The sequence below is a fragment of the Pseudomonas sp. NPDC079086 genome (assembly GCF_044542155.1).
In the GTDB taxonomy this organism is placed as follows: Bacteria; Pseudomonadota; Gammaproteobacteria; order Pseudomonadales; family Pseudomonadaceae; genus Aquipseudomonas.
In genome coordinates this window covers 401,554-425,755 of the sequence record NZ_JBITTY010000002.1, presented here as the reverse complement: position 1 = coordinate 425,755, position 24,202 = coordinate 401,554, and the positions used below count along the sequence as shown (strand labels likewise).

Here is a 24,202-nt window from a genome sequence, read left to right as displayed (position 1 = left end):
TTTTACCCAGGCGTCTGCGGCGCCGGGTTGTGCGGGTCCTCATGTGAATTAGTTGAGTCTGAATCGTCTGCGGGCGGTGCATCGGGCATCAGCTCGAGCACTGTGTGGCTGGTACGCAGCATGGGCATAAAGTGCCCGGCTGGCGCACTGACCAGGTCGCTGACATGGCGCAGGCGGTACAGCGTGTACGCTGCAAGCAGGCCTAGGGTGGCGGCGAAATACAGTGGCAGTGCCTGCGCGCCGAGGTGCTGCATCAGTAGGCCGGCGAGCAATGGGCCGCACACAGAACCGATGCCGTTAACCATCAGCAGGCTGCTGGAACCGGCGAGGATTTCATCGCTGTGCAATTGGTCGATCAGCTGCGCCACGGCGATGGGGTAGATGGCAAAGGCCAGTCCACCCCAGATAAACATCAGCCCAAGGAGCAGGCGGCCGGCCGGCAGCAGGCTCATCAGCACGGCCACCGCTACGGCCAGCGCGACCACCCAGAACAGCACCAAACGGCGGTCATGTTTATCCGAGTAGATGCCAATCGGCCATTGCAGCAACGCGCCACCGAGAATCGTGCTGCTCATCAGCAAACCCACGCCGGTGGCATCGAAGCCGTTCAGGCTGGCGTAGACCGGGGCCATACCCCAGAAAGCACCAAGCGCAAGGCCCGACAGACCTGCGGCTGCCAACGCCAGCGGGGCGATACCGGCGATCTGGCGCAGGTTGGTGTGCAGGGTGTCCGGTACGCTGGGCTGGATCTGCCGGGTCAGTGTGATGGGCATCAACGCCGCGCTAATCAACATGGCGGCAAGTACGAAGAGCACGAAGTCGCTAGGGGACGCCAGGTTAAGCAGTTGCTGCGCAGCGGCCAGCGCGCCAAGGTTGACCGCCATATAGACGGCAAACACCTGGCCACGTTTATCGTTGGGCACCTGCGCGTTGAGCCAGCTCTCGATCACCATATACAGGCTGACCAGCGCCAGGCCGTAAAGCACGCGCAAACCTAGCCAGACCCAGGGGTTGACGATCAGTACATGCAACAGGGCGGTAATGGCAGCGAGGGCGGCGCAAAAGGCAAACGCACGGATATGCCCGACGCGGCGGACCAGCGGAATCGCCAGCCAGGTGCCAAGGAGAAAACCGACAAAGTACCCGGACATAATCAGGCCGAGCATCGAGGTGGAGTAGCCTTCGGCGACGCCACGCAGGGTCAGTAGGGTGTTGAGCAGACCATTGCCGAGGAGGAGTAACGCAACGCCTCCCAGCAACGAGCTGATAGGGGCAATTAAGGACCACATAGACCCTACCCTAAGCAAAACATGCCCGCTTGGCAAATCGGATAGGGTCGTTAAATCGCTGTGGCTTGTTATTAAGACTATGATTTTGTTGAGGTTAATCTTATTAGTAAGCTCGCTAATTATTTTTCTGAGCGGCTGTTCTGCCTGTTATCGCGAGTAGAGGAATAGGCGGCTTGGGCTCGTTGGTCTGATTGATCCGCTCAATTAGTTGATTGATGGCCTCACGATCACGGCTGTTGTCCAGCTTGTGGTCTGCTGTTTCCTGCACGCTGCGTACATGCCTGAGTAAATCTGTTTTCTGTTGCGGGCGTAGCTGCTGGTAGAGCAGGTTCTTGAAAGCCTGCAGTAGCACGAGCAGTACGCTGGCATCAGCGCCGCCGTAGTTTCGAATAGGGCCGAAGACCAGTAGCAATAACTCATCAAGTGAGAGTTCGTAATGGAACAGGCGGGGCGGCTCATCGTCCAGCGGAGCAATATCCAGGTCCGGCAGGCATAGGCGTTTGCTGAACAGTACGCTGAGCATGTCGATGGCGGTAATCGCGGTACCAGGGTCATTGATGCCTGGGCTGAGAGCCTTGACGGCAATCTCGGAGATTTGCGTGCAGCCAAATAGGTAGTGAGCGTGAGCGTACTCTTCGATAAAGAAATCAAAGCAATCGAGTAGAGCGTTGGCTATTTCTGGGTCGACCTGACGGTCCAGTTTGAATAACGGGCGCCCGCTCATCACAAAAAAACCGCGGTGGATCATCACTGTCATGCGCAGGTCGTGCTGACACAGCAGGGTGTTGATGGCGTTGATATTCAGTTCTTTGAAATAGCCGTTGTGCCGGGAGAACACCTCTTGCCAGTGCTGATCATCCGGCCAACTCGGCATATCGTCGACGCCGGCTAATTTGGTTTCTCTTGCTGTCAGTTTTTCCAGAGTGGTGCGGTAAAGGTTGTTGAGGATGTATTCGACCTGGATCGAGCGGGAAATCGAGTGAATGAAGTGTACGAACAGGCCAAGGCAGGCAATGCCCAGGCACAAGGCAATCAGCACACCTAGGCTGGGTACTTGAGTCGAGTTTTCCTGCTCAATGCTGGTAATCAGTAACAGCGAAAAGAGAATGGTGCCCAGGTAGAAGCCCAGGGTTTTTTGATGGCCTTTATCACTGATCAGGCCTGGTATGACGCGTGGTGACAGTGACGCAGCGGCGTTGTTGAGCACCACCATCACCATGGAGAAGCTGAATACCATCAGCGTCATAATGCCGCCGACCAGCGTGCCGAGAATCAGTCGGGCGTTATCAGCATTCCGCACCAGGCCTACATCTACCATCTGTTTGAGCGACATCAGCCAGGGTTGATACTCGATGCTCATTACAAGCAGGCACAGGGCGAAGAAGCTTAGGGCAATCAGCGTTGGGTAGAGCGCCAGGCTGTGCAATGTGCGCTGGTATAGACGGAAGACAATATTGGAGAGACGGGACACAGGCGGCTCGGCGCGATGGGGGTTTAGCGACTATAGCAAGCCTAAGTAACGTGCGGCGTTTGAGCCCCAGGTGACCTGCGGGGCTCAGTCTCGGTTCAGTCAGTGCAAACCCGAGCAATTGTGCTGGCTAGTTGATCGAGGCGGTTGGCATCTAAACCCGCCATATTGGCTCGACCACTGCCGACCATATACACGCTGAACTCATCACGCAGGCGTTGCACCTGCAAGGGTGTAAGTCCGGTGTAGGAAAACATGCCGCGCTGCAGCGCAATATGCGCAAAACGCTCACTCAGGCCGTAAGGCTGCAGGGCTTCAACCAGGCCTGAACGTAGACTGGCAACGCGCTTGCGCATGGCGTCCAGCTCACTGACCCAGAGGCTGTTCAGCTCGGCGTCCGCCAGAATGCTGGCGACCACTGCGGCACCGTGGGCCGGCGGGGTGGACCACAGATTGCGCGCGATAAAGGCCAACTGGCTGCGCACATCCTGCAGTTTTTCCGCACTCTCGGCGCAGACGATCAGCGCACCCGTGCGTTCTCGGTACAGGCCGAAGTTCTTCGAGCATGAACTGGTAATCAGCAACTCGGGCAATTCAGCAGCAAACAAGCGCACGGCAAAGGCATCTTGCTCCAGGCCATCACCAAACCCCTGGTAGGCAAAGTCGATCAGCGGCAGCAGTTCGCGGGCTTTCACCACTTCCAGCACGCGCTTCCAGTCGCGCGGGGTGAGGTCGAAGCCAGTAGGGTTGTGGCAGCAGGCGTGCAGCAGCACTACATCGCCTTTGGGCACGTGGGTGAGGGCGGCGATCATCGCCTCGACATTCAGCCGATTATCCGCGCCGACATAGGGGTAATGGCCGACGCGTAAGCCGGCGGCAGCAAAGATGCTCTCGTGGATCGGCCAGGTTGGGTCGCTGAGCCAGATACCACGGCCCGGCAGGCATTGGGCGATAAAGTCTGCACATAGGCGCAGTGCGCCGGTGCCGCCTGGAGTCTGGGTAGCACCGGCACGCTCGGGCAGCAGTGGGTTGTCCGCACCCAGCACAAGCTGGCTGAGCAGGCTGCCAAACAGCGGGTCGCCATGGCCGCCGATATAGCTTTTGCTGGTTTCGCTTTCTACCAGCAGCTGTTCGGCAAGCTTTACTGCACGGGGAATCGGCGTCAGGCCCTGTGCGTCTTTGTACACGCCGACACCGAGATCGAGCTTGGCCGGGTTGCGGTCGGCGCGGTAGGCGTCCACCAGCCCGAGAATTGGGTCGCCAGGTACTCGCACAATGTTGTGGAAATGGCTCACTTGCGGCCCTCGGCATCAGCGGCGAGCACATCGGTACGTGCGGCCATGATGAAGTCATTGCGGTGCAGGCCGCGCATCTCATGGCTCCACCAAGTCACGGTGACTTTGCCCCATTCGGTGAGCAAGGCGGGGTGGTGACCAACTTCCTCGGCGATGGCGCCGACCGCGTTGGTAAAGGCCAGGGCATGGCGGAAGGTGCGGAACAGATAAATCCGCTCCAACTCCATATGGTCGCCACGCACTTCGATATTCCAGTCCGGGATTTCACGGATCAGTACGGCCAGCTCCTCGTCGCTGACTTTCGGCGCATCGGCGCGGCAGGCTTCGCATTGGGCTTGGGCAAGTGACATTGGGTTTCTCCAGGGATCAAAAGTGAGCCGTAGGATGGGGCCGGCGACGCTCTGTTGAACATCTCAATCCCATCCTACAAAGGTTATGCCGCTTTCGGCGGAAACTTCGGCGCATGCAAGCCCAGGCGCATGGCCTGCTGCACCATGGCCATGATGTCTTCATGGGCCAGCTCGAACAGGCGCTTGAGTTCGGGCAGCACAAAATACAGCGGCTGCAGGATGTCGATTCGATACGGCGTGCGCATCGCCTCAATCGGGTCGAAGGCCAAGCGCTGCGGCGCATCGGACAGGCAGTAGAGGGTTTCTTTCGGTGAGGAGAGAATGCCGCCGCCATAAATGCGCTGACCCTGGCTGGTGTCGAGCAAGCCGAATTCGATGGTTAACCAGTACAGGCGCGCCAGGTACACGCGTTCTTCCTTGCTGGCGGCCAGGCCGAGCTTGCCGTAGGTGTGAGTGAATTCGGCGAACCAGGGGTTGGTCAGCAGCGGGCAGTGGCCAAAGATCTCATGGAAGATGTCGGGCTCCTGCAGATAATCCAGTTCTTCGGGCGTGCGGATAAAGGTCGCCACCGGAAATTGTTTGCTGGCCAGCAGCTCGAAGAATGTCTGAAACGGAATCAGCGCCGGCACACGCGCGACGCGCCAGCCGGTGGTGGCTTGCAGCACCTGATTGATCTCACCGAGCTGCGGAATGCGCTCATGGGGCAGTCCGAGCTGTTCGATACCGTCCAGGTATTCCTGGCAGGCACGGCCTTCGATCACCTTGATCTGGCGGGTGATCAGGGTATTCCACACCTGATGCTCGGCCTCCGGGTAATGGATAAAGCCACTGTCATCCGGTTCGCGCGCCTGGTATTGCGTGCTCTTCATCACTGCCTCCTGCTGGGGCTTTGTTGTTTTATTAGACTCAGAGATACGCCAGCTGCAGCAGTTGTGCAGCCCTTGGCCGAGCGTGTGCGGGAGCAATTGGCAGTTATTTCGTAAAGAATTGGTTACGTATGCGCATGTATGGCGAAGTATCGTCTTGCTGCTGCGCTAAGCTGTCACATATTCTTGACGAATAATCCGCCGGCAGCGTCGATTCTTTCGCGCAGCGGCCTAAATAAGAAGCCTGATCAGAGCCCTGCCATGCGTATCAAAGTCCACTGTCAGAACCGAATTGGCATCCTGCGCGACATCCTCAACCTGTTGGTCGAATACGGCATAAACGTCGCCCGTGGCGAAGTCGGCGGCGAGCAGGGCAATGCTATCTACCTACACTGTCCGAACCTGATCAACCTGCAGTTCCAGTCATTGCGGCCCAAGTTTGAAGCGATTCCTGGGGTGTTTGGGGTCAAGCGCGTTGGTTTGATGCCCAGCGAACGTCGTCACCTGGAGCTGAATGCCTTGCTGGGTGCGCTGGATTTTCCGGTGCTTTCGATCGATATGGGCGGCAGTATCGTCGCCGCCAACCGCAGTGCTGCGCAGTTACTAGGGGTGCGGGTGGACGAAGTGCCGGGCATTCCGCTGTCACGCTACGCCGAGGACTTCGACCTGCCCGAGCTGGTACGCGCCAACAAGTCGCGGATCAATGGCCTGCGGGTGAAGGTCAAGGGTGATGTGTTTCTCGCCGATATCGCGCCGCTGCAGACCGAGCATGAAGAGAGCGATGCCATGGCCGGTGCGGTGCTGACCCTGCACAGGGCGGATCGGGTAGGCGAGCGCATCTACAACGTGCGCAAGCAGGAGCTGCGAGGCTTTGATTCGATCTTCCAAAGCTCCAAAGTGATGGCCGCTGTGGTGCGCGAAGCACGGCGTATGGCACCGCTCGATGCGCCACTGCTGATCGAGGGCGAAACCGGAACCGGCAAGGAGCTGTTAGCCCGTGCCTGCCATCTGGCCAGCCCGCGTGGACAGTCGCCGTTTATGGCGCTGAACTGCGCCGGCTTGCCGGAATCTATGGCCGAGACCGAGCTGTTCGGCTACGGCCCCGGCGCCTTTGAAGGCGCACGCCCGGAAGGCAAGCTTGGTCTGCTTGAGCTGACCGCCGGCGGCACGCTGTTTCTCGATGGTGTCGGGGAAATGAGCCCGCGCCTGCAAGCCAAACTGCTGCGTTTTCTGCAAGACGGTTGCTTCCGCCGGGTCGGTAGTGATGAAGAGGTGTACCTGGATGTGCGGGTTATGTGCGCCACCCAGGTTGATCTGTCCGAGCTGTGCGCCAAGGGCGAGTTCCGCAAGGACCTCTATCACCGCTTAAACGTACTCAGCCTGCATATTCCGCCGTTACGCGAGTGCCTGGATGGGCTGCCGCCATTGGTTGAACACTTTCTCGACCAGGCCAGCCGGCAGATCGGCTGCGCATTGCCCAAGCTCGCGCCGCAGGTGCTGGACAAACTCGGTCACTACCACTGGCCGGGCAACGTGCGTCAGTTGGAGAACGTGCTGTTTCAGGCCGTTTCCCTGTGCGATGGCGGGGTGGTCAAGGGCGAACATATTCGCCTGCCGGATTACGGTGCGCCACAGCCACTGGGCGAATTCTCGGTGGAGGGCGGGCTGGACGATATTCTCGGTCGCTTCGAAAAGGCCGTGCTGGAGCGCCTGTTCCATGATCATCCGAGTAGCCGCCAGTTGGGTAAGCGCCTTGGCGTGTCACACACCACTATCGCCAACAAACTGCGTCAGCATGGGCTGGGCAAGGAGTAGCGCAGCCAGGCGCTGCGCTTGACGATGCCAAGTCCCGCCACTGCAGCGTAGGGACTTGGCATCTAGATGCTTTAGCGAGGTGTAGTTGGCCGCGCTCTTGGTCCAGGCAGAATACCATTCACCGGATTGCTCGAAAGCAGACGGTTACTGGCGATACCGGCGATTTCATGACCACGATCACTCAAGGTGTTCACCACCTGGTTGACCAGTGCGGTGATCAGAATGCCCGCCAATCCGCCGCCGCTGTTTTGTTGCTGCTCGGCTGTGCTGGCCCGTGCGACGCCTTTCCACAGTTCCTTGCCGCTGCGTAGATCGACCAGCGTTGCTGTGGCCGCGACCGCAACCTCGCTGCTGATGATCATGTAGCTGCTGCCGTATTCGGTGACGTCGATATACAGCACTGTATCCGCGGCAAAAATCTCGTGAAGTTTCTTCGGCGAAACCTCGCGGATTTCATCCGCATTCATCAGGCCATTCTGCTTGAAGGTTTCATCGACCACAGCGACAGGCAAAACATAGTAGCCAGCCTCACTCAAAGGCAGTGTGATATGCGAGTAAACGCTGTAGGACGCTTTGACATCTGGTGACTTGTTAACTGGCGGCAGAACCAGGATAGAGGCTGGGCTGCTTTCTTTGAATGCACTGTAATCGTAGGGCTGTTGCGTGACACAACCAGCCAATGGCGCGGCACAAACCAGTGCGGCGAGCGCTTTAAGTGGGTTTAGAAAAGGCATGCTGATCACTTGGCAAATTTACGCATGAGGAAGTCCATGTACTGGGCGGACTCGGGGAACAGGGTTTTCTCGGTCTCGAATTGCTGGCGCACTTGATCGGCTTTGCCGATTTCGGCATAGAGCATGCCGAGATGAGCGTGGAAGCCAGGCGGCAGAGCACGGTCCGCAGCGCGGGCTTTTTGCAGGCTTTCTTCAAGGGCTGCAATCTGCTCTTCAGCGCTGCTGGTGCTCTCGAAACGCTGGTAAACCTGCTGCTGATAGCCATCCCAGTAATAGAGCGGCTGCGGCTGAGACACGCAGCCGCCCAGAGTGATTGCGGCAACCAAGGCGGCTAGAGAAAGTGCGCGACGAGTGAGGTTCATGGGCAACTTCTCCGTGCTCACTTGGCTGGTCGCCAAGCGCCGCTATCAACGCCACTGACCAGATTGTTCACGGCTTCACGAATCGCCAGATCCAGTACTTTGCCGTTGAGCGTCGAGTCATAGCTGGCTGTGCCACCGAAACCAACGATCTCCCGGTTGGACAGGCTGTATTCGCCCGCGCCCTGAGCGGAATAGACGACTTCGGATGTCAGTACATCGACGATATTCAGGTTGACCTTGGCATAGGCGATCTGCTGCTTGCCGCGCCCGAGAATGCCAAATAGCTGGTGATCACCTACTTCTTTACGGCCAAACTCGGTTACATCACCGGTGACGACAAAGTTTGCCCCACGCACCTGCTGAACCTGTTTGGAGAAGCCCGATTCCTGTTGCAGTTCGGCCAGGTTGTCGCGGTCGAGCACATTGAAGCGGTTCGATTGCTGCAAATGAGTGATCAGAATAGTTTTGGCCTGGCCACCGAGGCGGTCGACATTGTCAGTGAAGATGCCGCGCATATAGCTGGAGCGGTTATCGAACTTGCCTACGGCAATCGGGCTGCGTGGGCCGCTGTAGTGGCTGCTGGCGGTGGTGACTTTTGCAACTTCCAGGGTGCGCGATTGTTCAGTGGCGCAGCCGCTGAGTATTACAAGCAAGCCTGCGAGGCTGGCAGTGATGATTTTGTTCATACGAATCTCATTGAATTAATAGACAGGGAAAGCAGCAACGGGCCGGGAGCCGTGAAGGAATTTCGCATGGTGCTAACGCTGGGAGCGTTTGCCGCCGCATGTGCTGAGTGCGAATGACGGCATAAGTCTATCCATGACGGTAAGTCCAAAAGGTGGGGAGGGGCGCGTCCTGCGGCGGCGATTCTAATCGGCATCCGAACGCTTTGCTAGGAATGCTGGCTATTTGATGTCGTGCATGCTGTGGCGGTGGTTATGGGCAGCGTTATCCACTCTGATTCGAGCTGCGCAGCTGAGTGTGCTGCGTAGCTTTTGTCGCTAGAGTGTGCTGATCAGCCTATGACCTGATGAACCCGCAGCAAGGATTGCCATGCCCAACATAAACCGCAGTGACGCCCAGCAACGTGCCGATGACATTGGTGTTTTCAACCGCGAACTGGCGCGCCTTGAGGCGGAGCAGGTGTTGAACCTGAGTGACGGCCAGCGCGCTAGCCTGCATGGCTACCAGCAGCAATTGCTCAACAACTATCTGGCGGCCTTCGACATTGATCACGATATTCGGGCCCGGCAGCTGTCGCTGGGTATGCGTATCGCCTCGTTCCTCGGCGCGCTGGCGCTGGCGGCCAGTGTGTTTTTCCTGTTCTATCAGTTTTGGGGGTTGTTCGGCACCCAGAGCCAGGTGGTAATTCTGCTGACGGCGAGCATCGCCTCATTCGGTTTGACGCTGTGGGTGCAACGCCTCGATAGCTCGGGCTATTTCAGCAAGCTGGCGGCGTTGGTGGCCTTTACCTGTTTTGTCCTGAACATCGTCATGCTCGGGCAGATCTTCAATATCACTCCTTCAAACAACGCCTTGCTGTCCTGGGCGCTCTACGCGTTGTTGCTGGCCTATGCCTGTGGTGCGCGCCTGCTGCTGGCGGCCGGGCTGAGCTGTTTGCTGGCCTTTGTCGCCGCGCGGATTGGCAGTTGGGACGGCATCTACTGGCTGGGTTTTGTCCAGCGGCCGGAGAACTTTATCCCGCCGGCGCTGCTGATTTTCATGGTGCCGCTGCTGGTCGATCAGCGCCGTTTTGACGGCTTTGCCGTGATCTATAGGGTATTTGGCCTGCTCGGGGTATTTGTGCCGGTATTGGTGTTGTCGCATTGGGGCGCCGGCAGTTACTTCGACTATTCGGCCGAATACATCGAGAACGCCTACCAGATTGGCGGCTTCATCCTCGCGGCCCTGGTGATCTGGCTGGGCGTGCGTCGCGAGTGGGCGGATGTGGTGAACACCGGGCTGAGCTTCTTTGTGATCTTCCTCTACACCAAGCTGTTCGACTGGTGGTGGGAGAGCATGCCCAAGTACCTGTTCTTCCTGGTACTGGGCCTGAGTGCGGTGCTGATTCTGCTGGTGCTGCGGCGCCTGCGTAGCCGTCACGGTTTGCTGGGAGGTGTGCAATGAGCGGCGTGCGTGCGCGTTATCTGATTGCCGGTCTGCTGCTGATCGGGCTGGTCAATGCCATTGTCCTGGCGGGCGTAGCCTGGAATCGCCAGCCGCCCGAGGAAAGCCGCTTGCAACTGTCCGAGCGCGAGTTGGCCGCTACTTATGCCTATTGGCGCAAGGACAACAGCAGCCTGGCGCTGCGCCTGGATTACCGCTGGCCGAGCCAGGCGGACGATGATCACTACTACCTGTCGATCAGTGCCGAGAAGATGGCCGAGCTGGGCTTTCAGGTGCCCACTGAACTGAACGAGCAGACGGTGCGCCGCTATCGTCGTCAGCTGGACCGTGATGCGCTGCTGGTGTTGGAGCTCGATGGCCCGGCTTATCAGCGTGAGGTATCCATGCTGCGCGACGCCCATGCCGAAGCGCAGCGTTTGCAGAAGGCTGTACCGGACAGCCAGGAGCTACGTGAGGCGGCTCAGCATGCAGCGAATGCGCTGGACTACGAGCAACGACGTGCCAGTCGTCTGCTGGCTGTGGATGTTGGGCTGGATCAGCAGGCCTTACGCATGCGTTATCCCGACCGCGCGCGTTACGCCATTGTGCGCAGCATTATCGAAGCGCAGGCGAGCAGTGTGGCGATTGATTGGACGGGAGAGGGCGAGGATCCGCGCCCGGATGACCAGCGCTGGACTTGGCAGCTAGGCGGCTCAGCCGATACCCCGGGATTACACAGCCTCAATCTGCCCCAGCGCTGGCATGCGACCTTTGACAGCCTGCCCCAGCAGGGCGAACAGTCCGTTGTTGATTACCTGAGTGATCAGAAGCTGTTTAGAGCCGAAGTTGCCTTCGGTAGGCGGTTGGAGCCCTGGTTTGTTGATTTAAGTGCCAGAGAGACGAGCGCGCCGCAACCTACGACCAAGGTGCAATAGCTCGGCGCGGCGTGCTGGGCGAAAGTGGCGGCGTTCCAATCCTGCGTGGTTTGGATGCAAGCTTTTCTCCATTCCTCTCCCTGGAATGATTTGGATAGGCGGTCAGATGACCGCCTTTTTTTATGTTCAGCACACCCATGTGCTTCTCCCCTACGGGGCTTGCGCGCCAAAACGCTCCTGGCGTTTTTGTGGCGTGCCATCCCTGGCCGCCACCCTGCGGGCTGTCGCTTTTCGGCGGAATTACCGGTCCTGGCGATTTTTTATCGCGCCCTTTTCTGGTCACCACCAGTGCTAATCGCGGTGCGACGTTAAAAATTGCGCCCGGCAATTTTCGCCCTGGAAAAACGTCTGCAACCATGGTCGCAGAGCGTTAAGACCATGGTCGAATGGCTCAAAGGTGGGGTTGTGGATACAAAATGGCGCATAGAACAACAACTACCCACCGAGGTGTTTCTGATGAGTGCTGCGTCCTTGTATCCCGTGCGCCCTGAGGTGGCGGCCCAGTCGCTGACTGATGAGGCCACCTATAAAGCCATGTACCAGCAGTCGGTGATCAACCCTGACGGTTTCTGGCGTGAGCAGGCTCAGCGCCTGGACTGGATCAAGCCGTTCACCAAGGTCAAGCAGACCTCCTTCGACGATCACCACGTCGATATCAAGTGGTTTGCCGACGGCACCCTCAACGTTTCCTACAACTGCCTGGACCGTCACCTCGCCGAACGTGGCGATCAGGTGGCAATCATCTGGGAAGGCGATGACCCGTCCGAGCACGAGGAAATTACCTACCGCCAGCTGCACGAACAAGTCTGCAAGTTCGCCAACGCCTTGCGTGGCCAGGACGTGCACCGTGGCGACGTGGTGACCATCTATATGCCGATGATTCCGCAGGCGGTGGTAGCGATGCTGGCCTGTACCCGTATCGGCGCGATCCACTCGGTGGTATTCGGCGGCTTCTCCCCCGAAGCCCTGGCTGGGCGCATTATCGATTGCCAATCCAAGGTGGTGATCACAGCCGATGAAGGCCTGCGCGGTGGCAAGAAAACCCCGCTGAAAGCCAACGTCGACGACGCCCTGACCAATCCGGAAACCAGCAGCATCCAGAAAGTTATCGTGTGCAAGCGCACGGGCGGCTCGATCAAGTGGAACCAGCATCGCGACATCTGGTACGAAGACCTGATGGCCGTGGCGTCCAGCCATTGTGCGCCGAAGGAAATGTGCGCCGAAGAAGCACTGTTTATCCTCTATACCTCAGGCTCCACCGGTAAGCCGAAAGGCGTGCAGCACACCACTGGCGGTTACCTGCTTTACGCAGCGCTGACTCACGAGCGGGTGTTCGACTACAAGCCGGGCGATATCTACTGGTGCACCGCTGACGTCGGCTGGGTCACCGGTCACAGCTATATCGTTTATGGTCCGCTGGCCAATGGTGCGACCACGCTGCTGTTTGAAGGCATTCCGAACTACCCGGACATCACCCGTGTGTCGAAGATCATCGACAAGCACAAGGTCAATATCCTCTACACCGCACCGACGGCGATCCGCGCGATGATGGCTCAGGGCGATGCGGCGGTTGCCGGTGCCGATGGTTCCAGCCTGCGCCTGCTCGGCTCGGTTGGTGAGCCGATCAACCCGGAAGCCTGGAACTGGTACTACAAGACCGTCGGCAAAGAGCGTTGCCCAATTGTCGATACCTGGTGGCAGACTGAAACTGGCGGCATTCTGATCAGCCCGCTGCCGGGCGCTACCGCGCTCAAGCCAGGCTCGGCGACCCGTCCGTTCTTCGGCGTGCAGCCGGCGCTGGTGGATAACCTAGGCAACCTCGTCGAGGGTGCCGCTGAAGGTAACCTGGTGATCATCGATTCCTGGCCGGGTCAGGCGCGGACGCTGTACGGCGATCACGACCGTTTCGTTGACACCTACTTCAAGACCTTCAAAGGCATGTACTTCACCGGTGACGGTGCGCGCCGTGACGAGGACGGTTACTACTGGATTACCGGCCGCGTAGACGACGTGCTCAACGTCTCTGGCCACCGCATGGGCACCGCTGAAATCGAAAGCGCCATGGTTGCTCACCCGAAAGTCGCCGAAGCCGCTGTGGTTGGCGTGCCGCACGACATCAAGGGACAGGGCATCTATGTCTACGTCACCCTGAATGGCGGCGAGCAGCCGTCCGAGCAATTGCGTCAGGAGTTGAAAAACTGGGTGCGCAAGGAAATCGGCCCGATTGCCTCACCGGACGTGATTCAGTGGGCCCCAGGCCTGCCGAAAACCCGCTCGGGCAAGATCATGCGTCGTATCCTGCGCAAGATCGCTACCGCCGAATACGATGCACTCGGCGACATCTCCACGTTGGCCGATCCTGGCGTGGTGCAGCACCTTATCGACACCCACCGCGAGATGCAGGCTGCCTGACTTCGGTTGAGTCGCTTGTAAGCAACGCCCTGTTTCGGCCACAAGCCGGGCAGGGCGTTGTGTTTTGTGTGGTGTTATCGATTTTCATCTGGGTATTTAGTTGTCACTTGGATGTAACAGCACGCACTTTTATGGGGTGTGTGGGAACGTTTTGCGCCAGGATGGCGCATTGTTTAATCCGGCTGTAAAAATAAAAACTGCCATCAGGCCCCGAAAACAAAGGCTCTTTTAAAAATTGGCGCGTTAATTGCTTTAGCTAATGGTTAACTGTCTTTTTTGCCTCTTCATAAATATCAGGGGCTGTCAATATCCTCGCTATACCCGTCCGGGTCTTTTGTAATTACTTGTCGCATTGAAGAAATATCGACTTTCGAGCTGTCGCTAGAATGCCGCTCACCCGGCTGGGACCGTCCGGCTTATGCGCAGCGCGCAGCTTGGCGGCGACTCACTACAATTCATGCAAGGCTGGATGCATACCCGAACAATCTCTGCCAACCGATGCCATTCCCATTCGAAGGAGTCACAAAATGAAGAAGATTGCACTTCTCGGCGCACTGGCGCTGTCCATGCTGTCGCCGCTGGCCATGGCTGAAGAGGCCAAGCCTCTGCGTATCGGTATCGAAGCGGCTTACCCGCCGTTCGCCTTCAAAACCCCTGAAGGTGCCATCAGCGGTTTCGACTACGACATCGGCGTCGCTCTGTGCGAAGAGATGAAAGTGGAATGCAAATGGATCGAGCAGGAATTCGACGGCCTGATCCCCGCCCTGAAAGTACGCAAGTTCGACGCCGTACTGTCGTCGATGAGCATCACCGAAGACCGCTTGAAGTCGGTCGATTTCACCAAGAAGTATTACCACACTCCCGGCAAGTTGGCGATGAAGGCCGGCACCGTGATCAACGATCCGCTGGTCGACCTCAAGGGCAAGAAAGTCGGTGTGCAGCGCTCGTCGATCTACGATCGTCATGCCACCGATGAGTTCGAGCCAGCAGGCGTTGAAATCGTGCGTTACAGCTCGCAGAACGAAGCTTTCCTCGATCTGGCTTCCGGCCGTATAGACGCGACCTTGGCCGACGTGGTCAATATCGACGAAGGCTTTATCAAGACTGACGCCGGCAAAGGCTTCGCCCTGGTCGGCCCGGACTTCACCCAAGAGAAGTACTACGGCCATGGCGCTGGTATCGCGGTGCGTAAGGGCGACAAGGAACTGGCGGACAAGATCAGCAACGCCATTGATGCCATTCGCGCCAACGGCAAGTACAAGGAACTGCAAGACAAGTACTTTGACTTCAACGTCTACGGCGACTGATTGAGTTCGCTCCGTCGCTTTCACTGAAAGTGGCGCAAGCTGACTATAACTTGAAGCTTGCGCCACTTTTTCGTTGTACTTCCAGGCGCCGTCCGGCGTTTGCATGAGGTAAGCAGAGCATGCTCAACGGCTACGGCTCGACCATTCTGGAGGGTGCCTGGCTCACCCTGATTCTGGCGCTGACGTCGATGGCAGTGGCTATCGTGTTGGGTTTGCTGGGGGCGGCGTTTCGCCTGTCACCAATTAAGTGGCTGGCGCTGCTGGGTGAAACCTACGCCACGGTCATCCGCGGTATTCCCGATCTGGTGCTGATCCTGCTGATTTTCTACGGCGGTCAGGACATGGTGAACCGTCTGGCGCCGATGCTCGGCTACGACGACTACATCGATATCAACCCGTTTATCGCCGGCGTGTTCACCATGGGCTTTATCTTTGGTGCTTACCTGTCGGAGACCTTTCGCGGTGCCTTCATGGCCATTCCCAAAGGTCAGGCCGAAGCGGGCGCGGCTTATGGCATGAGTGGCATGCAGGTGTTCTTCCGCATCCTGGTGCCGCAAATGATTCGCTTCGCCATCCCCGGTTTCACCAACAACTGGCTGGTGTTGACCAAGGCCACCGCGCTGATTTCCGTGGTCGGTCTGCAGGACATGATGTTCAAGGCGAAAAGTGCCGCCGATGCCACCCGCGAGCCATTTACCTTCTACCTGGCCGTTGCGGCCTTGTATCTGGTGTTGACCAGCGTGTCGCTGCTGGCTTTGCGCTACCTGGAAAAACGTTACTCGGTCGGCATCAAAGCCGCTGATCTGTAAGCGGGGAGCGCAGCGATGATTTTTGACTACAACGTAATCCTGGAAAACCTGCCGCTGTACTTTGGCGGTGTGCTGGTCACCCTGAAAATTCTGCTGATTTCCCTGGCATGCGGGCTGGCTCTGGCCATTCCTCTGGGCTTGATGCGCGTCTCCAAGTCGCCGCTAGTCAACTTCCCGGCCTGGCTCTACACCTACGTGATTCGCGGCACACCGATGCTGGTCCAGCTGTTTCTTATCTATTACGGCTTGGCCCAGTTCGAGGCCGTGCGTGAGAGTTTTCTCTGGCCGTATTTCTCCAGCGCCACCTTCTGCGCCTGCCTGGCGTTTGCCATCAACACCAGCGCCTACAGCGCGGAGATTCTCGCCGGCAGCCTTAAGGCCACGCCGCATGGCGAGATCGAGGCAGCCAAGGCCATGGGTATGTCGCGTTTCAAGCTGTATCGCCGCATCCTGCTGCCGTCGGCCCTGCGCCGCGCACTGCCGCAGTACAGCAACGAAGTGATCATGATGCTGCACACCACCTCGCTTGCCTCGATCGTTACCTTGATCGATATCACCGGCGCGGCACGTACCGTTAGCTCGCAGTATTACCTGCCATTCGAGGCCTTTATCACTGCCGGCCTGTTCTACCTGTGCCTGACCTTTATCCTCGTACGCTTGTTCAAGTTGGCCGAGCGCCGCTGGCTGGCCTACCTGGCACCGCGCAAGGCCTGAGGAAAAGTCCATGCAGCGTATCGACCACCCACTGCCTTGGGGCTGTCCCGGCACGGAGCGCCGTTTGAGCGTATTCCGTTTCGGCCAAGGGCCGTGTAAGGCCTATATTCAGGCCTCTCTGCACGGCGATGAGTTGCCGGGCATGCGCGTGGCGGTGGAACTCAAGCGCCGTTTACGTCAGTTGGAAGCCCAGGGGCGGCTGACCGGGGTGATCGAACTGGTGCCGGTAGCCAATCCGATTGGCCTGGGGCAGATGTTTCAGGCGACCCATCAGGGCCGCTTTGAACTGGGCAGCGGAAAGAATTTCAATCGCGATTTCTTTGACCTGGCCGCTGCCATCGCGCCAGCGCTGGAAGACTGTCTGGGCAGTGACGGCCCGAGCAATGTGCGGCTGATTCGCACCGCCATGCAGGCAGCGCTGGAAGCTTTGCCGCCAGCCGGCTCGGAGCTGCAAGGCATGCAGCGTCTGCTGCTCAAGCATGCATGCGATGCCGATGTAGTACTCGATCTGCATTGTGATTTTGATGCGGCGGTGCACCTCTACCTGCTGCCGCAGCAGTGGCCGCAATTACGTTCGCTGGCCGCACGGTTGCAGGCCGGTGCGGCGCTGACTGTTGAGGATTCCGGCGGCAGCTCCTTCGATGAAGCTTGCGCCTTACCCTGGGTACACCTGGCTCGGCAGTTTCCTCAGGCCGCTGTGCCATTGGCTTGCCTGGCGGTGACCGTCGAGTTGGGCGGCATGGCCGATACCGGCAAACCTGAGGCCGAAGCCAGTGCCGAAAATATCCTGGCGTTCCTGGCCGAGCAGGGCCTGATTGCCGGTGACTGGCCGGCCGCACCCACTGAAAGCTGCGACGCCACGCCGTTTAACGGCGCGCAATACGCCTACGCCCCGCATGCAGGTGTAGTGAGCTTTCTGCAGCCAGTGGGTGCGCGGGTCTTGGCCGGTGATCCATTGTTTGAAGTGATCGATCCTCTGGATGATCGCCACACAACTGTCTGTGCCGTAACAGATGGTGTGATCTATGCGCGCGAGCGGTTGCGCTTTGCTCAGCCCGGTTTGTGGCTGGCTAAAGTGGCCGGTCGTACCCCTATTCGCCAGGGTCGCTTGCTCAGCGACTGATTCAAGAGAGTGGAAACCATGTACAAACTTGAAGTTCAGGATCTGCACAAGCGCTACGGCAGCCACGAAGTATTGAAGGGCGTGTCACTGGCGGCCAAGGCCGGTGATGTGATCAGCATCATCGGCTCCAGCGGCTCGGGCAAGAGTACCTTCCTGCGTTGCATCAACCTGCTGGAACAGCCTCATGGCGGCAAGATTCTGCTCAACAACGAAGAGCTGAAACTGGTGGCCAACAAGGACGGTGGCCTGAAAGCCGCTGATCCCAAGCAGCTGCAGCGCATGCGTTCGCGCCTGTCGATGGTGTTTCAGCACTTCAATCTGTGGTCGCACATGAGCGCCCTGGAAAACGTCATGGAAGCCCCGGTGCATGTGCTTGGCATGAGCAAGAAGGACGCCCTTGAAAAGGCCGAGCATTACCTGAACAAGGTCGGCGTGGCCCATCGTAAGGATGCCTACCCCGCACATATGTCCGGTGGTGAACAGCAGCGTGTGGCGATTGCCCGTGCCCTGGCCATGGAGCCTGAGGTGATGCTGTTCGATGAACCGACCTCGGCGCTTGACCCGGAACTGGTCGGCGAAGTGTTGAAAGTTATGCAGGACCTGGCGCAGGAAGGCCGTACCATGGTCGTGGTAACCCATGAAATGGGCTTTGCCCGTGAAGTCTCCAACCAGTTGGTGTTCCTCCACAAAGGCATCGTGGAAGAGCGTGGCTGCCCGAAAGAAGTGTTGGCAAATCCGCAATCCGAACGTTTGCAGCAGTTCCTCTCTGGCAGTCTTAAATAACCAGCGGCAACATCTGCACGTATCCGAGCTATGCCCATAATCGCCAACAGAGCCTAAACTGCCCCTCATGAATGCCCACCGAATTGGCTTCCTGCTTTGGCCCACCACCAAGCCCCTGACCCTGGCCTTGGCAGAAGAAGCGCTGCGCGTTGCTCAGCGCGTCCATCCCGAGGTGGTCTATGAGCTGGTGTTCCTGCAGGCCGAGGCGCCGATTGAAGGTGCATGGCGGCTGCCGGGGGAATCCTGGGTGGGCAAGCTGGAGGGCTGTCAGAAGCTCTTCCTGCTAGCTGATGAGCCGCCTGGGCCGATGCCGGCCGCGCTCTCCGGTGCACTCAAGCAGCTGGTGCGCGGCGGCTGCGTGATCGGCGCGATTGCTGCCGGGGTCTATCCGCTGGCGCAGCTGGGCCTACTCGATGGCTACCGCGCGTCTGTGCACTGGCGCTGGCAGGATGATTTCACTGAACGCTTCCCCAAGGTGATTGCCACCAGCCACCTGTTTGACTGGGACCGTGATCGTCTAAGCGCCTGCGGTGGCATGGCGGTACTCGACCTATTACTGGCCTTGCTCGCCCGTGACCACGGTGCCGAATTGGCCGGCGCCGTGAGCGAAGAGTTGGTGGTCGAACGTATCCGCGAAGGCGGCGAGCGTCAGCGTATCCCGTTGCAGAACCGCCTGGGCTCCAGCCACCCCAAGCTCACTCAGGCTGTGCTGCTGATGGAAGCGAATATCGAAGAGCCGCTGACTACCGACGAAATCGCCCAGCACGTCTGCGTATCGCGGCGTCAGCTGGAGCGCATCTTCAAGCAGTACCTCAATCGCGTGCCCAGCCAGTACTACCTGGAACTGCGCCTGAACAAGGCGCGCCAGTTGCTGATGCAAACCAGCAAGTCGATCATCCAAATCGGCCTGTCTTGCGGCTTTTCCTCCGGCCCGCATTTTTCCAGCGCCTACCGCAACTTCTTCGGTGCCACCCCGCGCGAAGATCGCAACCAGCGGCGCAGCAACAGCCCATTTGAGTTGACGTCGACACCCATCGAACGTGGTTGAAGCTAACCCTCAGCGCACAAAAAACCGCAGCTTGCTGCGGTTTTTTGTGGCTGGAAGCTTGCTCAGTCCTTGTCGGCTTGCCTTGGAAACAGTGGGTTGCCGCAGCGGGTGCAGAAGGCCGCACCATGCTCATGGGTGTCTTTTGCGCAGCTTGGGCAATCATGGTTCAGCCGGTCTCCGCCGCGCATGGCGTTGGCCAGTTCGGCGGTGAAGATGCCGGTGGGCACGGCGATGATCGAGTAGCCGGTGATCATCACCAGGGTCGACAGCGCCTGGCCCAGTGGGGTTTTCGGCACGATATCGCCGAAACCCACCGTGGTCAGGGTAACCACCGCCCAGTAGATGCCCTTGGGAATGCTGGTAAAACCATGCGCAGGGCCTTCGATCACGTACATCAGGGTGCCAAATACGGTAACCATGGTGGCGATGCAGGCGAAGAACACGATTATCTTCTGCTTACTGCCGCGTAGCGCCGTTAGCAGGAAATTCGCCTGGCGCAGATAGGGACTCAGTTTAAGTACACGAAATACCCGCAACATGCGGATCACCCGGATGATCAGCAGGTACTGCGCATCGGCGAAGAACAGGGCGAGGATGCCCGGCAGAATCGCCAGCAGGTCAATCAGGCCGAAGAAGCTGAATACATAGCGCAGCGGTTTCGGCGAGCAGTACAGGCGTACCAGGTATTCAATGGCAAACAGCGCGGTAAAGCCCCATTCAATACCCGCCATCAATCCTGCATGTTGGCTGTGAATGCTGTCGATGCTGTCGAGCATCACCACAACCAGGCTGGCCATGATCGTCACTAGCAGATAGCGGTCGAAACGCTGCCCGGCTGGCGTGTCGGTGTGGAAGATGATGTTGTATAGCTGCTGACGCAGGTTTTGCGGGGTTTCCATTGTGTTCTAGCTGCTCCGTATACGGTGTTCGCCGATCGCGCGAACAGGTTGGCAGCCTAGGGAGTTTTGTCGTGGCGATGCAAGTCTTTAGCTTTATTGGGCTGCAGCGGTGTGCAGTCGGCCGCAGCTTTACGTAGCAGGCGCTGGGTGGCGCTGATCAGCCAGCAGGTGAGGATAAACGGCATGGTCAGCGCGGGCAGACCCAGTGCGCTGAAGCCGGGTTGCAGCACCAGCGCCAGGGCAATACCGAGAGCCGGTAACCAGGGGCGGCGGTGCACCTGGCTGAGCGCGATGGCCGCCAGGGCGGCGTTATAGCCATACAGGCCGGTCAGCGCGCTGTGCTGCGGTAAGCCTTGGTACAGCGCCAGAGCCAGGCCGCCGGTGGAGCCGAGCAGCGCCCAGCAGGCAGCGCGGCGATCCGCCAGCAACAGGCCGATTAGTAGGTAAACGCCGGCCAATGGCTGATCGAGAAAAATCACCTGGCCCAACCCGCGAGCCATGGCGATCAGGCTTGCCCACCAGTCGAGCGGCTGCGCCTGACTTGGCACGGCCTGCGCAAACTCAAGCTGCAGAGCGGGTGCCAGCCACAACAGCAGCCAGCTCAAAGCAACGAAGGGGAAGGTAAAGGCCGGCAGCCACTGGCGCTCACGCATGCGTTGCATCCAGGCGGCCAGCAGCAGGCTGGAAGACCCGGCGCTGACGATGATCAGCAGTGGCAGCAACGCAGAGCAGGTGAATTGCAGGCTAATCAGCATGCCCAGCAGAACGCCGTTGTAGCCATACAGGCCAAGCTCGATATCGGCTTTGGCATAACCACGACGCTGCGCCGTCAGCGTGCTACTAAGACAACCGAGCAGGGCGCCGCCGAGCAGCTGTGGCGCGCCGATGGCAATCGCCAACAGCACCAGCAAACCGCAACCGGGGCGGGCTTGCAGGAAAATCTGGCTAAAGCCGTTTAGTAGGGCGCGAAAGCCCTGCAACGCGTGGGTGGGGAGCGGTAATGGCGACATACAGACGAACCTGAATAAACAATCACCGGGGGAATAAAAAGAGGCACTCACCGCGGGAACAGTGAGTGCCTTCAAACTGGCAAAGCCAGCGTGGGAGCAGTGTTCTGCGGCGGGTGCTGGCGACCTGCCGCAGAGTTCGATCAGTGGAGAATTTCGATACGCAGGCTATTAGTGCTGCCCGGTTGGCCAAACGGTTCGCCTGCGGTGATGACCACGGTGTCGCCGGTGCACGCCAAACCTGTCGAGCGGGCAGTCTCCAGTGCGGTGCGGGTCACGTCCTCGGCCTTGCTCAGGCGTTCGTTGACTACCGAGTAGACGCCCCAGGCCACGCTCAAGCGGCGTGCCGTATTCAGGCTCGGGGTTAGGCTCAAGATCGGCGCTTTCGGCCGCTCACGCGAGGCCCGCAGGCTGGAGTTGCCCGACTCGGTGTAGTTGACCAGCACCGCCACTGGCAAGATGGTGCTGATGCGACGGATCGCGCAGCTGATTGCGTCCGATGCGGTGGCTTCTGCCTGCGGGCGGCTGACGTCGAGCTGGGCCTGGAAGTCCGGGCCGGTTTCCACCTGACGAATGATCTTGCTCATCATCTGCACGGCTTCCTGCGGGTAGTCGCCGGAAGCGGTTTCCGCCGAGAGCATCACCGCATCGGCGCCTTCAGCCACGGCGTTGGCCACGTCGGTGACTTCAGCACGGGTCGGCGCAGGGGAGAAGCGCATGGACTCGAGCATCTGCGTGGCCACCACCACCGGCTTACCGAGCTGGCGGCAGGTGCGGATGATGTCTTTCTGGATGCGCGGTACGTTCTCGGCAGGCACTTCCACGCCCAGATCACCACGGGCGACCATGATCGCGTCGCACAACTTGGCGATTTCTTCCAGGTGAATGACCGCTGACGGCTTCTCGATCTTGGCCATCAGGAAGGCGCGATCACCAATCAACTGACGGGCTTCGATAATGTCTTCTGGGCGCTGCACAAACGACAGCGCCACCCAGTCCACGCCCAGCTCCAGGCCGAAGCTCAGGTCGCGGCGATCCTTCTCGGTCAGCGGGCTCAGTTGCAGCACGGCTTCTGGCACGTTGACGCCCTTGCGGTCGGACAGCTCGCCACCGGCAATCACTTCAGTAATCACCGCGTCGCTGTGTTTGGCGGTGACTTGCAGGCGCAGGCGGCCATCGTCGAGCAGCAGGCTCATGCCCGGTTGCAGCGCTTCGATGATTTCCGGGTGCGGCAGGTTGACCCGATTGACGTCGCCTGGGGTGCTGTCCAGGTCCAGGCGCAGGGTCTGGCCGCGTTGCAGGTTGACCTTGCCCTCGGCAAAACGACCGACGCGCAGCTTCGGACCTTGCAGGTCCATGAGGATGCCAATCGGGGTGTTCAGCTGCTTTTCGACTTCACGTACCCAGTCGTAGCGTTGGGCGTGGTCAGCGTGTTCGCCATGGCTGAAGTTGAGGCGGAACAGGTTGACTCCGTTCTCGACCAGTTGGCGGATGTCATCGATGGTTTTGATCGCTGGGCCAAGGGTGGCGAGGATTTTTACTTTCTTGTCGGCGTTCATTGGGCAAGGTTCTCAAGGATCAGAATGGCGCGAAAATCGTTGACGTTGGTACGCGTCGGCCCGGTGACGATCAGTTGATCGAGGGCGGCGAAGTAGCCGTAGCCGTTGTTGTCATCCAGCTCATCGCTGCTGCTCAGGCCCAGTGCATGGGCGCGTGCATAACTGTCGGGGGTCATGATGGCTCCGGCGTTGTCTTCCGAGCCGTCGATGCCGTCGGTATCACCGGCCAGGGCATACACCCCGGGCAGGCCCTTGAGGCTGTCGGTCAGGCTCAAGAGGAATTCGGCATTGCGCCCGCCACGGCCATTGCCGCGCACGGTCACCGTGGTTTCACCGCCGGAGAGAATCACGCAGGGCGCTTTGATCGGCTGACCATGCAGGCGCACCTGTTTGGCGATGCCAGCATGCACCTTGGCGACTTCTCGCGACTCTCCTTCCAGGTCACCGAGGATCAGTGTTGGCAAGCCAGCTGCGCGCGCTTTAGCGGCAGCGGCGTCGAGGGATTGTTGCGGACGGGCGATCAACTGGAAGTGGCTGCGGGCCAGGCACGGATCGCCCGGTTTGACGGTTTCCGATGCCGGGTTTTGCAGCCAGGCGCGCACGTTGGCTGGGATTTCGATGTTATAGCGGGCGAGGATCGCCAGCGCTTCAGCCGAGGTGGTCGGGTCAGCCACGGTTGGGCCAGAAGCGATCACCGTGGCTTCATCGCCCGGTACATCGGAAATTGCGTAGGTGTAGACGCTGGCTGGCCAGCTAGCCTTGGCCAGGCGACCGCCCTTGATTGCGGAAAGGTGCTTGCGCACGCAGTTCATTTCGCCAATCGAAGCGCCGGATTTGAGCAGGGCTTTGTTGACCGCTTGTTTGTCTTGCAGGCTGATGCCTTTAGCGGGCAGGGCAAGCAGGGACGAGCCGCCGCCGGACAGCAGGAAGATCACCTTGTCGTATTCGCTTAGATTGCTGACCAGCTCCAGCACGCGGCGCGCCACACGCTCACCGGCATCGTCCGGCACTGGATGGGCGGCTTCGACCACTTCGATTTTTTGGCAGTTGGCGCCGTGCTCGTAGCGGGTAACTACCAGGCCGGAGACCTCGCCTTGCCATTCCTGCTCGATCACTTCGGCCATGGCCGCAGCGGCTTTACCGGCGCCGATGACAATCACGCGGCCGCTGCGATCTTCCGGCAGGTAATCAGCCAGCACCTGGCGCGGGTGGGCGGCGTCGATGGCGCTGGCGAACAGCTCGCGCAGCAGGGACGTTGGATTGAAAGACGGATCGATGGACATGGCGATCTCTCTTGATAGGGCCGGAGCCACTTTTATTA

22 protein-coding genes are annotated in these 24,202 nt (G+C 59.2%); 10 read left to right on the top strand and 12 right to left on the bottom strand.

Annotation, left to right across the window (positions count from 1 at the left end; translation table 11 throughout):
- Window positions 1-2 precede the first annotated feature (2 nt).
- The 5 genes from ACIGEK_RS11495 to phhA form a co-directional block, all read right to left on the bottom strand.
- On the bottom strand, window positions 3-1,289 hold the full coding sequence (locus tag ACIGEK_RS11495; protein WP_397493447.1) for an MFS transporter: 1,287 nt from the start codon (window positions 1,287-1,289) through the stop codon (window positions 3-5).
- 115 nt (window positions 1,290-1,404) lie between these two features.
- Complete coding sequence (locus ACIGEK_RS11490) at window positions 1,405-2,760, bottom strand: DUF2254 domain-containing protein (RefSeq protein WP_397493446.1); 1,356 nt, start codon at window positions 2,758-2,760, stop codon at window positions 1,405-1,407.
- A 95-nt stretch (window positions 2,761-2,855) separates the two neighbouring features.
- Entirely contained in the window at window positions 2,856-4,052 is a 1,197-nt protein-coding gene (locus ACIGEK_RS11485; protein ID WP_397493445.1) for an amino acid aminotransferase, read from the bottom strand.
- Window positions 4,049-4,402, bottom strand: coding sequence for a 4a-hydroxytetrahydrobiopterin dehydratase (locus ACIGEK_RS11480; protein WP_397493444.1), 354 nt, complete (start codon window positions 4,400-4,402; stop codon window positions 4,049-4,051). The genes ACIGEK_RS11485 and ACIGEK_RS11480 overlap by 4 nt, the downstream gene beginning before the upstream one ends.
- A gap of 83 nt (window positions 4,403-4,485) precedes the next feature.
- Window positions 4,486-5,271 (bottom strand): phenylalanine 4-monooxygenase, encoded by a 786-nt coding sequence (gene phhA, locus ACIGEK_RS11475; protein WP_397493443.1) that lies wholly within the window; start codon window positions 5,269-5,271, stop codon window positions 4,486-4,488.
- 258 nt (window positions 5,272-5,529) lie between these two features.
- On the opposite strand from phhA, the gene ACIGEK_RS11470 reads away from it, so the two are divergent.
- Complete coding sequence (locus tag ACIGEK_RS11470; protein WP_397493442.1) at window positions 5,530-7,083, top strand: sigma-54-dependent transcriptional regulator; 1,554 nt, start codon at window positions 5,530-5,532, stop codon at window positions 7,081-7,083.
- 71 nt (window positions 7,084-7,154) lie between these two features.
- Here ACIGEK_RS11470 and ACIGEK_RS11465 read toward each other — a convergent pair whose 3' ends face one another.
- Genes ACIGEK_RS11465 through ACIGEK_RS11455 form a run of 3 tightly spaced genes read right to left on the bottom strand, consistent with a single transcriptional unit; the run spans window position 7,155 to window position 8,865 of the window.
- Entirely contained in the window at window positions 7,155-7,817 is a 663-nt protein-coding gene (locus ACIGEK_RS11465) for a DUF799 domain-containing protein (RefSeq protein ID WP_397494000.1), read from the bottom strand.
- Window positions 7,818-7,822: 5 nt separating this feature from the next.
- Window positions 7,823-8,179: a DUF4810 domain-containing protein gene (locus ACIGEK_RS11460; RefSeq protein ID WP_090386610.1), complete on the bottom strand. Its 357-nt coding sequence runs from the start codon at window positions 8,177-8,179 to the stop codon at window positions 7,823-7,825.
- A gap of 17 nt (window positions 8,180-8,196) precedes the next feature.
- On the bottom strand, window positions 8,197-8,865 hold the full coding sequence (locus tag ACIGEK_RS11455; protein ID WP_090386608.1) for a CsgG/HfaB family protein: 669 nt from the start codon (window positions 8,863-8,865) through the stop codon (window positions 8,197-8,199).
- 367 nt (window positions 8,866-9,232) lie between these two features.
- Between ACIGEK_RS11455 and ACIGEK_RS11450 the strand changes: the two genes are divergently transcribed.
- From ACIGEK_RS11450 to argR, 9 genes are all read left to right on the top strand, one after another.
- Entirely contained in the window at window positions 9,233-10,306 is a 1,074-nt protein-coding gene (locus tag ACIGEK_RS11450) for a DUF2157 domain-containing protein (RefSeq protein ID WP_397493441.1), read from the top strand.
- Window positions 10,303-11,220, top strand: coding sequence for a DUF4824 family protein (locus ACIGEK_RS11445; RefSeq protein WP_397493440.1), 918 nt, complete (start codon window positions 10,303-10,305; stop codon window positions 11,218-11,220). Before ACIGEK_RS11450 ends, ACIGEK_RS11445 begins: the two co-directional genes overlap by 4 nt.
- A gap of 456 nt (window positions 11,221-11,676) precedes the next feature.
- The gene (gene acs / locus ACIGEK_RS11440) at window positions 11,677-13,632 is read left to right on the top strand and encodes an acetate--CoA ligase (protein WP_397493999.1); all 1,956 of its coding nucleotides are present in this window, start codon (window positions 11,677-11,679) and stop codon (window positions 13,630-13,632) included.
- A 527-nt stretch (window positions 13,633-14,159) separates the two neighbouring features.
- Window positions 14,160-14,939 (top strand): ABC transporter substrate-binding protein, encoded by a 780-nt coding sequence (locus ACIGEK_RS11435; RefSeq protein WP_397493439.1) that lies wholly within the window; start codon window positions 14,160-14,162, stop codon window positions 14,937-14,939.
- 119 nt (window positions 14,940-15,058) lie between these two features.
- Window positions 15,059-15,748: an ABC transporter permease gene (locus ACIGEK_RS11430; protein WP_339411096.1), complete on the top strand. Its 690-nt coding sequence runs from the start codon at window positions 15,059-15,061 to the stop codon at window positions 15,746-15,748.
- Window positions 15,749-15,763: 15 nt separating this feature from the next.
- Window positions 15,764-16,462: an ABC transporter permease gene (locus tag ACIGEK_RS11425; protein ID WP_397493438.1), complete on the top strand. Its 699-nt coding sequence runs from the start codon at window positions 15,764-15,766 to the stop codon at window positions 16,460-16,462.
- 10 nt (window positions 16,463-16,472) lie between these two features.
- Entirely contained in the window at window positions 16,473-17,585 is a 1,113-nt protein-coding gene (locus ACIGEK_RS11420) for a succinylglutamate desuccinylase/aspartoacylase family protein (RefSeq protein WP_397493437.1), read from the top strand.
- 18 nt (window positions 17,586-17,603) lie between these two features.
- Complete coding sequence (locus tag ACIGEK_RS11415; RefSeq protein WP_397493436.1) at window positions 17,604-18,368, top strand: ABC transporter ATP-binding protein; 765 nt, start codon at window positions 17,604-17,606, stop codon at window positions 18,366-18,368.
- 67 nt (window positions 18,369-18,435) lie between these two features.
- Window positions 18,436-19,416 carry a transcriptional regulator ArgR gene (gene argR / locus ACIGEK_RS11410; RefSeq protein WP_397493435.1) on the top strand — a complete coding sequence of 327 codons (981 nt, stop codon included), beginning with the start codon at window positions 18,436-18,438 and terminating at the stop codon, window positions 19,414-19,416.
- Window positions 19,417-19,478: 62 nt separating this feature from the next.
- Here argR and ACIGEK_RS11405 read toward each other — a convergent pair whose 3' ends face one another.
- The 4 genes from ACIGEK_RS11405 to ACIGEK_RS11390 all read right to left on the bottom strand — a co-directional run bounded on the left by ACIGEK_RS11405 (window position 19,479) and on the right by ACIGEK_RS11390 (window position 24,164).
- On the bottom strand, window positions 19,479-20,315 hold the full coding sequence (locus ACIGEK_RS11405) for an ion transporter (RefSeq protein ID WP_397493434.1): 837 nt from the start codon (window positions 20,313-20,315) through the stop codon (window positions 19,479-19,481).
- A 56-nt stretch (window positions 20,316-20,371) separates the two neighbouring features.
- The gene (locus tag ACIGEK_RS11400) at window positions 20,372-21,325 is read right to left on the bottom strand and encodes an urea transporter (RefSeq protein WP_397493433.1); all 954 of its coding nucleotides are present in this window, start codon (window positions 21,323-21,325) and stop codon (window positions 20,372-20,374) included.
- A gap of 140 nt (window positions 21,326-21,465) precedes the next feature.
- On the bottom strand, window positions 21,466-22,881 hold the full coding sequence (gene pyk / locus ACIGEK_RS11395) for a pyruvate kinase (protein ID WP_397493432.1): 1,416 nt from the start codon (window positions 22,879-22,881) through the stop codon (window positions 21,466-21,468).
- Window positions 22,878-24,164, bottom strand: coding sequence for a glycerate kinase (locus ACIGEK_RS11390; RefSeq protein ID WP_397493431.1), 1,287 nt, complete (start codon window positions 24,162-24,164; stop codon window positions 22,878-22,880). The genes pyk and ACIGEK_RS11390 overlap by 4 nt, the downstream gene beginning before the upstream one ends.
- Window positions 24,165-24,202: the final 38 nt, after the last annotated feature.